Raw genomic sequence first — 13,987 nt, forward strand, 5'->3', positions numbered from 1 at the left:
GTGGCAGGTCCGCGTGAACGCCACGGTCGGTATCACCTCGTCTAAGAGAGCCGCGACTAAACGGCGGCCTGGGCCTTCGCCGCCTTGTCCCGTCCAAGGCCGAGATAGGCCTCCTGGATCGCCGGGTCGTTGCGCAGCTTCGCCGCTTCGCCCTCCAGAACGACGACGCCGTTGCGCAGAACATAGGCGCGATCGACCAGCTCCAGCGCGTGATTGGCGCTCTGCTCGACCATGATGATCGTCAGCCCCTGTGCCTTCCAGCGCGCGAGGATCTCGTAGACGCGGTCGACCATGAGCGGCGACAGGCCCATGGACGGCTCGTCGATGCACAGAATCCGCGGCCGTCGCAGCCAGGCGCGCGCCATCGCCACCATCTGCTGCTCGCCTCCGGACAAGGTGCCGGCAAGCTGGCTCAGCCGGCTGCCAAGCCACGGAAATTCAGCGATCACGTGCTCCAGGTCTTGTTCGAGCTTCTTCGAATCCCCTTTGCGGCGCGAGAAAGCGCCCATGAGCAGGTTGTCGCGCACGGTCAATTCCGCGAACATGCGTCGCCCTTCGGGAATGGACGCGACACCCTGGTCGATCACCTCGGCGGTGGTGCGCGCTTCCAACGGCTTGCCGAAGAAATCAACCTCGCCCTTGCGCGGCTGCACGAGCCGCAGCACGGTCTTGATCGTGGTCGACTTGCCAGAGGCGTTGCCGCCGAGAACGGCGACGGCCTCCCCGCGATTGACATGGAGCGACACGTCGAACAGGGCCTGCACCGGTCCGTAGAAGACATCGACGTTCTTGAGCGCCACCGCGGGCGTCGCGGGATCCCCGGGTAAATCCTGCTCCGGGCCATGCTGGAGATGGCCGCCGTTTGTCGCCGCGGACGAGGCCGGCACAGTGCCGCTGATCGCCTTGCCGAGATAGGCTGCGGTCACCTCCGGATGCGCGAAGGCAGCGTCCGGCGTATCGTCGATGATCGCCCGGCCATGCGCCATGACGATCGTGCGCTCCGCCAAGCGGCGCACGATGTCGAGCTTATGCTCGATCATGATGATCGCCATGGCGGGGAAACTCTTGCGCAGGTCAATCAGCAGGTCCGCCAGCTCATGGCTCTCGGTCGGATTCATGCCCGCCGTCGGCTCGTCCAGGAGGAGCACGTCCGGCGCGGCCGCGAGCGCGCGGGCGATATCGAGGCGCCGGCGATTGGCGTAGGAGAGACTGTGCGAGGGCTTGTCCTTGCGTGAGAGCAGCCGATCACCGAACAGCGCCATGACCGCGTCGGCCCGCTGCCGCGCCTCCTCTTCGGCGCGGCGATAAGCCGGAAGCCCGAATAGGGCCGCGATGGGTTCCGCGAAGGCACCGAAACGCTTGGGCTTAGCACCACCGCCGATCAATGCACGCTGAGTGCCGACCATCACGCTATCGGCGATCGTGAGGGCGGGAAACACACGGCTCGTCTGGAAGGTGCGCGCCACGCCGAGCGCGGAAATCGCCTCCGGCGAGCGCCCGTCCAGCCGGGTGCCCTTGAAGGTGATCTGCCCGGCCGTTGGCCGCACGAAGCCCGTGATGGTCTGCACGAGCGTCGACTTGCCGGCGCCGTTAGGGCCGACGATGCCGATGAACTCCCCCGGGCGGACATGGATGGTGACGCCGTCGATGGCCTTGAGGCCGCCAAAGCTTACGCTGACATCCTCGATCGAGAGCCCGTCGGCGGCCTTGGGCGGCGCGGCCAGCGGGCGATGAAGCACAGCGACCGTCATCAGCGAACTCCCGCAATGCCCTGCGGACGGAACCGCAGCGTGAGGTAGAGGATCGCGCCGAACAGGATCATCCTGTAATCGGCGAAGTCGCGAAGGACTTCCGGCAGGACCAGAAGGAGCACGGCTCCGATCAGCGCGCCGGCGAGATTGCCGAGCCCGCCGAGGACGATGATGGCCACCATCAGGAAGGAGCTGTCGAGCCGGAAGCTGTCGGGGCTGATGAAGCGGTGCAGGAAGGCAAAGGCCCCCCCGGCAAGGCCGGCGCAGGCCCCCGCCAACGCGAAGGACGTGACCAGATAACGCCGCACCGGCAAGCCCGCCGCATGGGCCGCCACCCGGTCCTCGCGGATCGCGCGCCAGCTGCGACCGACCGGCGAGGCCAGAAAGCGCCCCGCCGCGAAGATCGCGAGCACCAGCAACGCCAGCGCCTGCCAGTATTGCGCCGCGAGACTGCTCATCGACACGCCGGGCGCCACCAGAAGGCGGGGCCGTGGAATGCCGAAGATCCCGTTCGGTCCGCCGGTCACATCCGTCCAGTTCAGAAGAACGAGCCAGATAAGCACGCCCATGGCCAATGTCGCGAGGCCGACCACGTGGCCTGTCAACGAGGAGCACAACAGGCCGACCAGAGCCGCCAGGATAGCGGTGGAGACCGCCGCGAGCAGAAAGGCGAACTCGGCGGGCACGCCCCACAGCTTGGCCGCGAGTGCCGCCACATAGGCGCCGACGCCGAAGAAGCCGGCGAAACCGAGAAACATGATGCCCGCCGCGCCCGACAGCATCGTCAGGCCAACGCTGAGCAGTGCGAAGATGACGATGACGAGGCCGACCTGAACGATGTAATCTGACAGGCCGACGAGCGGCAGGAGCGCCAGGACCGCAACGCCCGCCGCGAGCCAGCCATAGGGTATGGTCAGCGGGCGACCTGTCATCAGCGGCTGGCCACCCTGCCCGATCATGATGCTGGTCGACGGCATCACGCCCGAGGCGCCGCGCGAACCGCCGAGCGCATCCAGGCGCTTGTCGCCGAGGAGGCCCTGCGGGCGGATGGTGAGAATGAGGAGCAGCAGGCCGAAGGCGACCATGTCGCGGAAGCCCTCCCCGACATAGCCGACGGCCAGTGCCTCCAGCACGCCGAGCAGAAGCCCTCCCACGACGGCGCCGGGAATGCTGGCAAGCCCGCCGAGCAGCGCGGCCGTGAAGCCCTTGAGCCCGAACGGTACGCCCATCTGCGGATAGAGGTTCTGGTAGTACATCGCGACCATGACGCCGGCGATGGCGGCGAGTGCTGCGCCCAGGCCGAAGGCGAGCTGCCGCAGCCGGTCAGTCGGAACGCCCATCTGGCGCGCCGCATCGAGATCCTGGGACATCGCCCTGAGTGCCCGGCCGGACCAGGTGTGGGTGAGGAACAGCCAAAGGCTGACCATGATGATGAGCGACAGGACCAGAATGGCGATATCGACGCCGGTGATATAGGCCGCGCCGACGACCCAGCTGTAGTTGGAGAACGGGCTCGGGAAGCGATGCGCCTCAGGCGTCCAGATGATCTCCGCCGCCTGGTCCAGCATGAAGGTGAGCGCCAGCGTGGACAGAAGCGGCGCGATCCAGGGGGCATTCTCGAGCGGGCGCAGCGCGATGCGCTCGATCGCCATGCCGAGGAGCGTCGTGCCGAGGATCGACGCGATGACGGCGACGCCGAGCGGTAGCCCCAGATTGATGCCCGTGTAGGCCAGGAACGCGCCGAACATCAGCAGCGACCCTTGCGCGAAATTGATGAGATTGGTGACGCCGAAGATCAGCGAGAAGCCGATCGCAACGAGCGCATAGACGTTGCCGATGACAAGGCCGTTCAGGATCTGGCTGAAGAACTCGATCATGTGCCGCGTCGCTCCGGATGGGAGGATCGGAAGACCCGCCGCGACAAACGCGGACAAGGCGCGGATAAGTCCAGGATCGGGATCGCGGGCGGATCGTCAAATGATCAGCCCGCGATGCATATATTACTTGTGGGGCGCGTAGGTATTGCCCTTCACGACGATATAGTTGATCTGGCGCGGGCCAAGATCGCCGGATCCCTCATACTTCAGCGTGCCGCTCACACCCTGCAGGGGAGCCGCCGCGGCGATCTGGTCGCGAATGGCCTGACGCGTGATCGGCGTGCCCTTGGCGGCCAGCGCCTCCATTGCCTTCGTCACGATGAGCATGGCGTCGTAGGTAAAGGCCGAGTAGTAGTTCGGCGCCTTGCCGAACTTCGCCTCATAGGCCTTGCTGAAGGCGGCCGACTCCGGTGCCTCGGCCAGGAATGGCGTCGGCATGACGACCCCTTCCGCCGCGCCGCCCGCGAGCTCGATGAACTTGGGATCGTTGAGCGTATCCGTGCCGGCCACCTTCATGTTCGGATCCGCCTGACGGAGCTGCTGCATGAACAGGGCGGATTCCGCGTAGTGGCTGACAAGGAAGATGCCATCAGGCTTCGCGGAGAGAATCTTGGTGATGAGCGGACGGAAATCTCGCGTCTCCGGAATCATAGCCTCTGACAAGACAACCTCGGCGCCGGCCTCCTTCAGCGCTTTGGAGACCATGGTATTCGTCACCATGCCCCAATCGTCCTTGAAATAGACCAGGGCGATCTTCTTCATGCCCATCACCTTGGTCAGGAGATCGACATGGGGTTGCACCATCGATGCGTGAGTCGGCGTCGTCCGGAACTGGTAAGGACTGATCTTGACATAATCCGGATGGCCGGCCGTCGGAGCCACTTGCGCGATATGCGCTTCCGCCAGAATAGGGCCGGCAGCCATCGACTCCGTGCTCGTCTGGCCACCGATGACCGCCAGCACCGCCGGATCCTGCGCAAATTTCTGGGCAATATTCGCCGCCTCACGCGGCACGCCCCGGCTGTCTTCGACGCGAACCTCCACGAGACGGCCGCCAATGCCGCCCTTTGCATTGATTTCACCCACGAACATGTCGGCGGCTTCGCGAAAACGCAGGCCCAGCGCCGAGCGTTCGCCGGTCATCGGACCGAACATGCCGATCACCAAGGGATCCGCAGCGCGGGCCGGGGCCCCCGCGATCAGAGCGGCGAGCGTTCCCGCCAGCACGATTCCTAATCCACGCATGTGATTTACCCCTCTGGTCTCTCATTGCAGGAGACTTTGGCTCGCCGAGCGAGTGACAAAAGTTTAGCTATTAAACTCGTCGCGCAACAAGCTTAAATTTTATCCAGCGCGAAATACTTTTATAGCCGCACCGCCAGCGGCAATGATTGTGCTTATTTTGGAGGATCTTATTGCGCAAACCCCTGAATCACGCCGCAGTGCGGGGCTGTCAGCCAAGCCTTTCGCAAGAGGGAAAAGCGCCGTCCGATCAGCGCAAATGCCGCTAAAACGTGCAGACGCAATCCGTGCGACTTAACGAGCAGTATCGCGAGCTAAACATTTTACTTGCGGGTGAGCACGGGCTCAGGCTCTTATGTCGGCATGTCACGTATTGCCTCGCCCAGCGCCATCGCAACGCCCTCCGGATCCGCCCGGGAATTCGAGCTCTATGACGAGCTCATGCCCGTTCGCCGGTACAAGATGCTCCTGCAGGCTTTTCTCAAGCGGCGCGGTTCCGGCAGCCGGCAGGCTATTGCCGAAGCGCTTGGCAATACGCGCAGCTTCATTACCCAGATCACGAGCCCGGCCTATGATCTCGCGATCCCCGCGCAGCATGTCCGCACCATCGTCAAAATCGCGGGGCTGCGGCCGAACGAAGAGCGCATGTTCCTCGACGCCTATATCGCCGCCCATCCCGAACGGGCCTCGGAGATCCTGGGGCGCGGGCAATCGGGACCAGGCAGCGCCACGATGACCTTGAGCATTCCGCAGCTCTCAAACCCAGCCGCGCAGCGCCGCCTGGAAGCACTGATCGAACGCTTTGCCCGTGACGTAGCCGCCACCATGATCGCCAACGAAGCGGACATGGCGGCCCACGAGGACCTGGGGGATCAGCCGTGAACAATCCGCTCGATCTCGGCGGCGTCATGCTCAGCGTGCTTGCCTGCGATCCGCGCGACCAGACCCTTGGCATCGCGCTGGCGTCGTCCGCGATCGCCGTCGCGGCCCGCTGCCCCTATCTCGTCGTCGGCAAGGCCGTCGTCGCGAGCCAGGGCTTCAGCAACCTCAAAGTGGGGCCACTCGCGCTGGACCTGATCCAATGCGGTCTCACCGTCCAGGAAACCATGCAGGCGCTACGCCAGCACGACCGCTGGATGGACTACCGCCAGATCGCCATCGTGGCGGCCACTGGCGAAATCGAGGTGCATACGGGGCCGATGAACGTGAACTGGGCCGGCCATGTCGGCGGCAGTGGCTTCGTGTGCCTTGGCAATGGCCTGCCAGACCCGTCCGTGCTGGCCGCCATGCAGCGACGTTTTGTCGACGGGCACGGGCGGCCGATGGCGGAGCGGCTTCTGGCGACCCTGGAAGCCGTGCGCGGCCATCTCGGACCCGAAAGCCCGCTTGTCTCCAGCTCACTTCTCGTGCGCTCCCCGCACGAGGCCGTTCATATCGATCTTCGGGTCGATCTCGCGCGCGATCCGCCGGAAGCCGGCGGCTGCGCGCTGACTGATCTACGTCGTCTGTTTGACCGTTACCTGCCTCTCACTGAAATTTACCAGAAACGTTCCATGTCGCCACATCCGACCTGATTGGCCGGGGGCGCCACGGCAAAGGAGGAATGATATGACCTTCACCATTGTCGCCCGTGACCCAGACACCAGGCAGCTCGGCATTTGCCTTGCCACGAGCCCCCTCGGCGTCGCATCTCGCTGTCCCCATGTCCGCGGCGGTGTCGCCGCCATTTCCTCCCAGTGCCACAGCAACTGGCGGCTCGGCCACATCGGCCTCGATCTCGCCGCCCGTGGGCTGACGCCTGACGAGATCCTGCGCCTGCTCGCGAGCTACGATCCGCATTTCCATGATTACCGCCAGGTCGGTATCGTGACGATCGACGGCGCCGCCGCGGCGCATAGCCCGCCCAAGGGTGCCGCCTGGACTGGCCATCGCGTGGGTCATGGATTCGTCGCGATGGGTAACGGCCTCGCCGGTCGCCAAGTCGTCGATGCGATCCACGACAGCTTCGCGGGAGACCACGGCGTTGATTTCGCCGAGCGGCTTGTCCGCGCCATCGAGGCCGGCTACGCCGCCGGCGGCGAGCCCAAGGGCCAGGCCTCCGCCGGCCTCGTCGTCTCCGCGCCGGACTGTGAGCGCCCCCTCGTCGACCTGCGTATCGACATGGCCAGTCCATTGCCCAAGGACGGCGGCGACGCGGTCAAGGACCTGCGCCGCGCCTTCGATGCCTACAAGCCGCTTATTCCCTACTATGCCGACTATTGGCTCGATCATCCCGAAGTCAGCTACACCGCGTGGCAGGAGAAGGCCGCCTGATCGGCGAACCTCTCCCGATCACTACGCGCCGACGTCGCCGGCAATGCCCCGGCGTGCCTGGTCGAGCTCTTCGGAATAGCGGCGCAAAGCGTAGGCTTCCGTGAGTTCGCCCAGGACCTTCCGCTCGGCGAGATTGTCGATGACCGCCAGGGCGTCGGTCTCGGCCGCGTCGAAAGCGGCCATGGCCTCCTTCACGTTCATGGAGGGCAGGAGCACCTGGTCGCGGAAGACAACGATATCGGCGAGCGTATGCGCATCCGCGCCATCTTCGCTGCCGGCGGCGTGGGCCTGGGCAACCGAGGCGATCCCGACGTAGCGATCCCTGGCGTCGAGGACGATCGCCCGGGTCGCCGAACCGAGCGGGAAGGCCTTACAGAAGGCCTCGATCGGCATGTCGACGCGCGCGGTGCGGGTCGTCGGCCGCATCATGCGCCCGACGGTCAGATTGCGGATCCATCCGACGTCATAGGGACTGCGGATCGTCTCTCCACGCAGATGCAGTCGCCATGTGGAGAACGAATAACCGAAGAACTCGCGCACGATCATGCTCGACGCGATCGCAGCGCAGAGTGCGAGGCCGCCGACACCAATGCTGCCCGTTGTTTCCAGCGTGAGAAATGTCATCGTCATCGGCCCTCCGACGACAGCGACCGCAAGCGCGCTCATGCCCACAAACGCCGAGGTATTGATGTGCATGTCGAAGGCCGGCCAAGCCAACAGCAAAGCGCCGCCGAAAAGCTTGCCGAGCAGGGCCCCGAGGAACAGCGAGGCGAAGAACAGACCACCGCGAAAACCGCACCCCAGACAGATTGCCGAAGCAAGGGCCTTGAGCAAGAACACGCCCGCGAGAATGGCGAGCGGCGTATGGCTGTTGAGTTCGACCAGAAGCGCCCCGTGGCCGGCGGACAGCACCTGTGGCGTCAGCAGCGCCATAGCCCCGAGCACCGCGCCGCCGACCGCCGGACGCAGCAGGACAGGAATACGCGTATAGCCGACCCACCGCTCGACGATCGACACACCGCGCATGATGCCGATGCCGACGAAGCCCGCGATGACGCCGAGCAGGATGTAGAGCGGAAAGTCGATCGTCGTGACCGCCGGCAGCGGATCAAACTGCAGGGGTACGGTCACGCGGCCCATCAAATCGGTGACCAGCATCGCCGTGAAGGCAGCCACCATCACCGGCGCCGCCGTGGCGATCGAATAAGCGCCTATGATCAGCTCGAAGGCATAGAACCCGCCGGCGATGGGCGCGTTGAACGCGGCGGAGATGGCCGCCGCAGTACCGCAGCCAACCAGCACGCGCATGTCCTGTCGCCTGAGACGCAACGCACGGCCGGCGCGGGAGGCAAGCGCGCCGCCAATCTGCGTATAGCCGGCCTCGAGACCGACGGATGCTCCGACACCATTGGAGAGAACCGTCTGGCCCGCGACGACAAGGCTGTCGCGCGTCGACATCACCCCTCCGTGCAGAGCGTTCGCCTCGATCGGATCGACAGCGACCCGGGCCTTTCGCAGACGCATCCAATAGGCGATGGCGCCAAGAAAAAGTCCGCCCACGGCGGGGACGAAGAAGCTGTAGGTCGGCAGATAGGTCGCGGCGCTCAGACCCTGATCAAGCGCGACGCCGAACAGGACATAATGTGCGAGATGGGCAATGCGGCTCATGGCCACGACCGCGACCGCCGCCGCGCAGCCGATCCCCGCCGCGACGACAACGAGCAGAAACTCGCTGCGCCGCACCAGTGAACGGATGCGTTGCCGCCATTCATCCGGCGTTTGGAGAAGGGGAATGGTCATGGAAACCGATTGACCCGAGACGACACGAATGGGGCGGCTTTCACAGGCGCCGATGTGTTCACTTACCGCACAATCACACGGCCCGCCATGAGGAGAGCGACAATCGCCGCGTCCTTCGCATCTCGTCCTCCCGGGCGATTTCTGACGGCAGCCACAAGCGACGACGCTCGGATACGCCAGCCTTGACGGATCCCGTGCAGTGCGTTCAGTGACTATTCTGGATATTTCCGAGGGCCAGCACGATCATGGACAATTCTCAGCCGCTATCGCTCGCCTATGGCCGGGGCCATCTGCCGATCAGCTTGCCGGGCGATGTGGATGTGACGGTGATTCGCAAGGCGGTGCTGCCGAAGCTGCCCGACCAGGAGCGGGCGATCCGTGACGCGTTCGAAAAGCCCATCGGCGCGCGCCCGCTCTCTGAGCTCGCGCAAGGCAAAGGCAGCGCCTGCATCCTGGTCTGCGACATCACGCGCCCTGTGCCGAACAGGCTTTTCCTGCGGCCCATGATCGAAACCATCATCGCGGGCGGCGTGCCGGCGGATCGCATCACGGTCCTTGTCGCGACAGGCCTCCACCGCCCGAACGAGGGTGAAGAACTCGCGGAACTGATCGGCGATCCCTGGGTCCTGTCGCAGATCCGGGTCGAGAACCACTTCGCCCGTGATGATGAGGCGCATATCGACCTCGGTCCCACTCCGACACGCCAAACACCTGTGAAGATCGACCGGCGCTTCGTCGAGGCGGACCTGCGCATTGCCACGGGGCTCGTCGAGCCGCATTTCATGGCGGGCTGGTCGGGCGGCCGCAAGGTGGTGGCGCCGGGCGTCGCCGGCCATGAGACGATCCGCACTTTCCACTCCGCCCGTTTCATGGCCGATCCGCTGGCCGTGCAATGCAACCTCGTCGGCAACCCGCTGCATGAGGAACAGCTCGAGATCGTTCGCAAGATCGGCGAGATCTACGCGCTGAACACGGTGCTCGATGAGGACCGCGACCTCGTGCATGTCACCTTCGGCGAGATCATCGAGAGCCACCTCGCGGCGGTCTCCTTCATCAATGCGGCAACGCGTATCCCCGTCGGCCGGCAGTTCGGCACGGTCGTCACCTCCTCCGCCGGCTACCCCCTCGACAAGACTTACTACCAGACCATCAAGGGCATGGTGACGCCGCTCGACATCCTGGCGCCCGGCGGCACGTTGATCATCGCGTCGGAATGCTCGGAAGGCTTCGGCTCGCATGAGTTCCGCGAGGCGCAGGAGCGGCTCGTCGCACTGGGGCCCGAGCGTTTCCTCGCGACGCTCAAGGCCAAGTCGCTGGCTGATATCGACGAATGGCAGACGCAGATGCAGCTCAAGCCGCTGAATGCCGGCCGCGTCGTTCTCTATACAACCGGCCTCGACGATGCCGACAAGGCCGCGACGGGCGTGGAGATCACCACCACGCTTGACGCGGCCATCGCGGAAAGCATCAGCCGCCACGGCGACCGCAGCGTCGCCATCATTCCCGAAGGGCCTTATGTGGTTCCGGTCGTCGCGGCATGAGCGAGGGCATAGCCCATATCCACCTCGACGCGGTCGGCGGCGTCGCTGGCGACATGTTCTGCGCGGCGCTCATCGACACGTTTCCGCATCTGATGGAGCGGGTGCTGGCGGATCTGGGAGCGGTGCTGCCTGAGGAGGCCGGGCAACCGGTGCTGACGGCTGGCACGAGCTGCGCGATCCGCGTGCGGCGCTTCGCGCTCCAGACCGCGCGACCACCGGAGGCGCACCGTCGCCACGAACACGCCAACGACCATCCGGCCGGCGGCCGTCACGGCGCGGCCGCGCATCCGCATCACCATAATCACCGCCACCCTCATTATGACGATGAGCCGCTCAAAACTGGTCACGCGGCCCGCGAGCCTGCGAAGGACCCGCATGCGGGCCACGGGCCCGGCAGCCGCTTTACGGATATGGTCGCCCGTATCGAGGCAGCCAACCTGCGGCCGGGCGCGGCTCTCCACGCCCTCGCGATCCTGCGCATTCTGGCGGAGGCAGAGGCTTTCATCCACGGGGTGACCGTGGATGACGTCCATTTCCATGAGATCGGCGACTGGGACTCACTGGCGGACGTCGTCGCCGCCGGCTCGATCATCGCCGCCCTGCCAGGGACGCGGTGGACCGTCTCCGCGCTGCCTCGGGGCGCGGGCGTCGTGCGGACCCAGCACGGGCTTCTGCCTGTGCCGGCGCCGGCGACCGCGCATATCCTGATCGGCTTTCCATTCCGTGATGACGGCGTGGCCGGCGAGCGGGTGACTCCCACCGGCGCGGCCATCCTCAAGCATCTGATCGCAGCGCCTGACGAAGCGGCCACAGCCGCCGGCCGGCTCGTCGCCACCGGCACCGGGGCGGGCATGCGCGATCTCAAGGTCATGCCCAATATCCTGCGTGCGCTCGCCTTCAGCGCGCCCACCGCAACCGCAGCAAAAGATCCGACGGCTCAGGCCTCGCTCGTGCAAGACCAGCTCGTGCAAGACCAGCTCGCAGGGGACGAAGTGGTCGTGATGGCTTTCGACATCGACGACATGACCGGTGAGGAGATCGCGGTCGCCGCCGACAGGCTGCGCGCCACGTCCGGCGTGCGCGATGTCATTGTCGCGACCGCCTCGGGCAAGAAGGGGCGGCCCGTCCAGACCTTCCGGCTCCTTGTCGAGCCACCGCGGCGCGAGGCGGTGGCGCAGGTCTGTTTTCTCGAAACCACGACCCTTGGCCTGCGCTGGCATGGGGCGGCACGTCAGATTTTGCAGAGGGCCGCTGTCACGCTGGAATATGAAGGCGTGGCGCTGCCGGCCAAGGAAGCCCTGCGGCCGGATGGCGGCACGACAATCAAGGTCGAAAGCGACGCGCTCGCCGCCACCGATGGTCTTGCCGCCCGCCGTCGCCTGGCCGCGGCGACAACCCGCCGGGAGAAGCCATGACGGACGCTCTCGTCACGGAAGCCGGTGTCATCGGCGCTGAGGAGCGCCTGCGCGCCGTTCTCGCGGATCTCCAGCCGCTGGCCATCGCCGTTTCGGGCGGCGTGGACAGCATGACGCTGGCCTATGTCGCCCATCTCTGGCATCCCCTGACGGCCCGAATGGTTCACGCCGTCTCCCCCGCTGTTCCGGCCGCGGCGACGGCCCGGGTCGAGGCGCATGCCGCACGCCATGGATGGGCACTCGATGTGGTGGGCGCCGGCGAGTTCGATGATCCCGACTACATCAGCAATCCGGTCAACCGCTGCTACTTCTGCAAGACGCATCTCTATGATCGTATCCGGGGGTTGAGCGGGGAAGCGGTCATTGCGTCCGGTGCCAATCTCGACGATCTCGACGATTACCGGCCTGGACTGATCGCAGCCAAGGAGCGATCGGTCATCCATCCCTATATCGAGGCTTCCATGGACAAGGCTGCGGTCCGCGCGCTCGCCGCCGTCCATGGGCTCGACGATCTCGCCGAACTGCCGGCCCAGCCCTGCCTGTCGAGCCGCATCGAGACGGGGCTGACCGTCCGCGCGGAGGACCTCGCCTTCGTGGAGGCGGTGGAAGCGCGCCTTGCGGAGGTGATCGGCATTGGTGAAAGAAAGACGATGCCCCTGCGCTGCCGGGTCACGCATCAGGGCATCGTCATCGAATGCGACGTGGACACGGAAACGGTCATGGCCATCGTCGGCGACATGTGCCGGGACGCGGGCCGCCATTTCGCCGGCATTCGCCCCTACAGGCGCGGATCGGCCTTTCTGAGGGCATGACCGGGGCGGATTTTCATCATGGCGGATTTCATCATGGATTGGGAGCGGGAGACGCGCACCGGCGTGCCGGAAGCCGTGTTCTGCGCCGGCAAGACGGTCGATGACATCGCCGCGATCATCACGGCCGCGCGCGTGCAGGACAGGCCCCTCCTGTTGACGCGCCTCACGCCGGAGATGTGGGCGAGCCTTCCCGAGGCGAGCCGCGCCGGCCTCGACTACGACGCGCGCTCACGGACCGCCTGTCTCGGGCGGCGAGACGCGGGGTCTCGATCATCGCGGTCCGTGGTGATCGTCGCCGCCGGCACATCCGACCTTAGCGTCGCGCTGGAAGCGCAACGCACGCTCTGGTTCCATGGCATCGACGCCCCCCTGGTCGCCGATGTCGGCGTGGCCGGGCTCTGGCGGCTGATGGCGCGGATCGAGGATATCCGGCGCCACGACGTCGTCATCGCGGTCGCCGGCATGGAAGGCGCCCTGTTCAGCGTTCTCGCCGGCCTCGTCAAGGCGCCCGTCATCGCCGTTCCGACCTCGGTCGGCTATGGCGTCGCGGCGGGCGGGCAGGCCGCGCTCAGCACGGCGCTCGCCAGTTGCTCACCCGGCATCGCCACGGTCAATATCGACGGTGGCTTCTCCGCGGCTGTCCTTGCGAAGAAAATGATCTATATCGGAATGACCGATACTTGAGGGCAACCAGTCCGGAGCAGCATCTCCGTCGGCGCTATGCCAGCAACAGCGCCGTGCCATAGAGCCCGATCGCGAAGACGACATGTGCGATGATGCTGAGCGCCTTGGCTTTCATGGGGTTGGGCGCGCGATTGCAGGCGATGCCGTTCCCCATGCAGGGCTGCATGACGAACCAGCCCAGGCCGACCGTCGCCAGCCCGACGATCAACGCCGGGCCGAAGGTCGGCTGGCTCGCCCATGCCGTGCCCCAGATGGCGAGCAAGGCAACGGCAAAGGAGATGCCGACCACGTAGTGCATGATCCAGCCGATGGCGTCTTCGCTTGGCAGCGGCGCTGACTTCGCAACCCCCTCGGGATGAACGAATGTGAGGCGGGACATATGGCCGAACCAGCGACCGGGCAATTTCCACGAAGGGGCCGCCCCCTGGAGGGCAAAGCGCAGTACCTGCTGCCAGATATCGAAAAGTAGCGTTGCGCCGATCCCGATAGGGATCGCCTTGGCTATCAACTCTGAGACCCCGCCCATGGATGCTTCCTCGCTTGTTCTGCGCT

At 65.7% G+C, this 13,987-nt stretch carries 12 protein-coding genes; 7 read left to right on the forward strand and 5 right to left on the reverse strand.

All coding sequences use genetic code 11. The features are described 5' to 3' along the window. Positions 1-56: 56 nt before the first annotated feature. From KIO74_RS22730 to KIO74_RS22740, 3 genes are all read right to left on the reverse strand, one after another. A complete protein-coding gene (locus KIO74_RS22730) occupies positions 57-1,751 on the reverse strand; it encodes an ATP-binding cassette domain-containing protein (protein WP_213336981.1) in 1,695 nt (564 codons plus the stop codon). Further along, positions 1,751-3,628: an ABC transporter permease gene (locus KIO74_RS22735; RefSeq protein ID WP_213336983.1), complete on the reverse strand. Its 1,878-nt coding sequence runs from the start codon at positions 3,626-3,628 to the stop codon at positions 1,751-1,753. The genes KIO74_RS22730 and KIO74_RS22735 overlap by 1 nt, the downstream gene beginning before the upstream one ends. Positions 3,629-3,751: 123 nt before the next feature. Beyond that, positions 3,752-4,873: an ABC transporter substrate-binding protein gene (locus tag KIO74_RS22740; protein WP_213336985.1), complete on the reverse strand. Its 1,122-nt coding sequence runs from the start codon at positions 4,871-4,873 to the stop codon at positions 3,752-3,754. A 360-nt stretch (positions 4,874-5,233) separates the two neighbouring features. Here KIO74_RS22740 and KIO74_RS22745 point away from each other — a divergent pair, with 360 nt between their 5' ends. The 3 genes from KIO74_RS22745 to KIO74_RS22755 are packed head-to-tail and all read left to right on the forward strand — an operon-like array spanning position 5,234 to position 7,183. Then, a complete protein-coding gene (locus KIO74_RS22745; RefSeq protein WP_213336987.1) occupies positions 5,234-5,752 on the forward strand; it encodes a hypothetical protein in 519 nt (172 codons plus the stop codon). Then, positions 5,749-6,444: a DUF1028 domain-containing protein gene (locus KIO74_RS22750; RefSeq protein WP_213336990.1), complete on the forward strand. Its 696-nt coding sequence runs from the start codon at positions 5,749-5,751 to the stop codon at positions 6,442-6,444. Before KIO74_RS22745 ends, KIO74_RS22750 begins: the two co-directional genes overlap by 4 nt. Before the next feature lie 34 nt (positions 6,445-6,478). After that, complete coding sequence (locus tag KIO74_RS22755) at positions 6,479-7,183, forward strand: DUF1028 domain-containing protein (RefSeq protein WP_213336992.1); 705 nt, start codon at positions 6,479-6,481, stop codon at positions 7,181-7,183. 21 nt (positions 7,184-7,204) lie between these two features. Here the strand turns inward: KIO74_RS22755 and KIO74_RS22760 are convergent, their stop codons facing one another. Continuing rightward, positions 7,205-8,983, reverse strand: a complete 1,779-nt coding sequence (locus KIO74_RS22760; protein ID WP_213336994.1) for a chloride channel protein — start codon at positions 8,981-8,983, stop codon at positions 7,205-7,207. 245 nt (positions 8,984-9,228) lie between these two features. Here KIO74_RS22760 and KIO74_RS22765 point away from each other — a divergent pair, with 245 nt between their 5' ends. From KIO74_RS22765 to larB, 4 genes are read left to right on the forward strand one after another with little or no spacing between them, the layout of a single operon-like run. Continuing rightward, positions 9,229-10,524 carry a nickel-dependent lactate racemase family protein gene (locus KIO74_RS22765; RefSeq protein WP_213336996.1) on the forward strand — a complete coding sequence of 432 codons (1,296 nt, stop codon included), beginning with the start codon at positions 9,229-9,231 and terminating at the stop codon, positions 10,522-10,524. Beyond that, the gene (gene larC, locus KIO74_RS22770; RefSeq protein ID WP_213336997.1) at positions 10,521-11,939 is read left to right on the forward strand and encodes a nickel pincer cofactor biosynthesis protein LarC; all 1,419 of its coding nucleotides are present in this window, start codon (positions 10,521-10,523) and stop codon (positions 11,937-11,939) included. The genes KIO74_RS22765 and larC overlap by 4 nt, the downstream gene beginning before the upstream one ends. After that, the gene (gene larE, locus KIO74_RS22775) at positions 11,936-12,751 is read left to right on the forward strand and encodes an ATP-dependent sacrificial sulfur transferase LarE (protein ID WP_249731441.1); all 816 of its coding nucleotides are present in this window, start codon (positions 11,936-11,938) and stop codon (positions 12,749-12,751) included. Before larC ends, larE begins: the two co-directional genes overlap by 4 nt. An 18-nt stretch (positions 12,752-12,769) precedes the next feature. Further along, positions 12,770-13,435: a nickel pincer cofactor biosynthesis protein LarB gene (gene larB, locus KIO74_RS22780; protein WP_213336999.1), complete on the forward strand. Its 666-nt coding sequence runs from the start codon at positions 12,770-12,772 to the stop codon at positions 13,433-13,435. Positions 13,436-13,469: 34 nt separating this feature from the next. Here the strand turns inward: larB and KIO74_RS22785 are convergent, their stop codons facing one another. Next, complete coding sequence (locus KIO74_RS22785; RefSeq protein ID WP_213337001.1) at positions 13,470-13,961, reverse strand: DUF2938 domain-containing protein; 492 nt, start codon at positions 13,959-13,961, stop codon at positions 13,470-13,472. Between the last annotated feature and the right edge of the window lie 26 nt (positions 13,962-13,987).

The organism is Chelatococcus sp. HY11 (assembly GCF_018398335.1).
GTDB lineage: Bacteria > Pseudomonadota > Alphaproteobacteria > Rhizobiales > Beijerinckiaceae > Chelatococcus.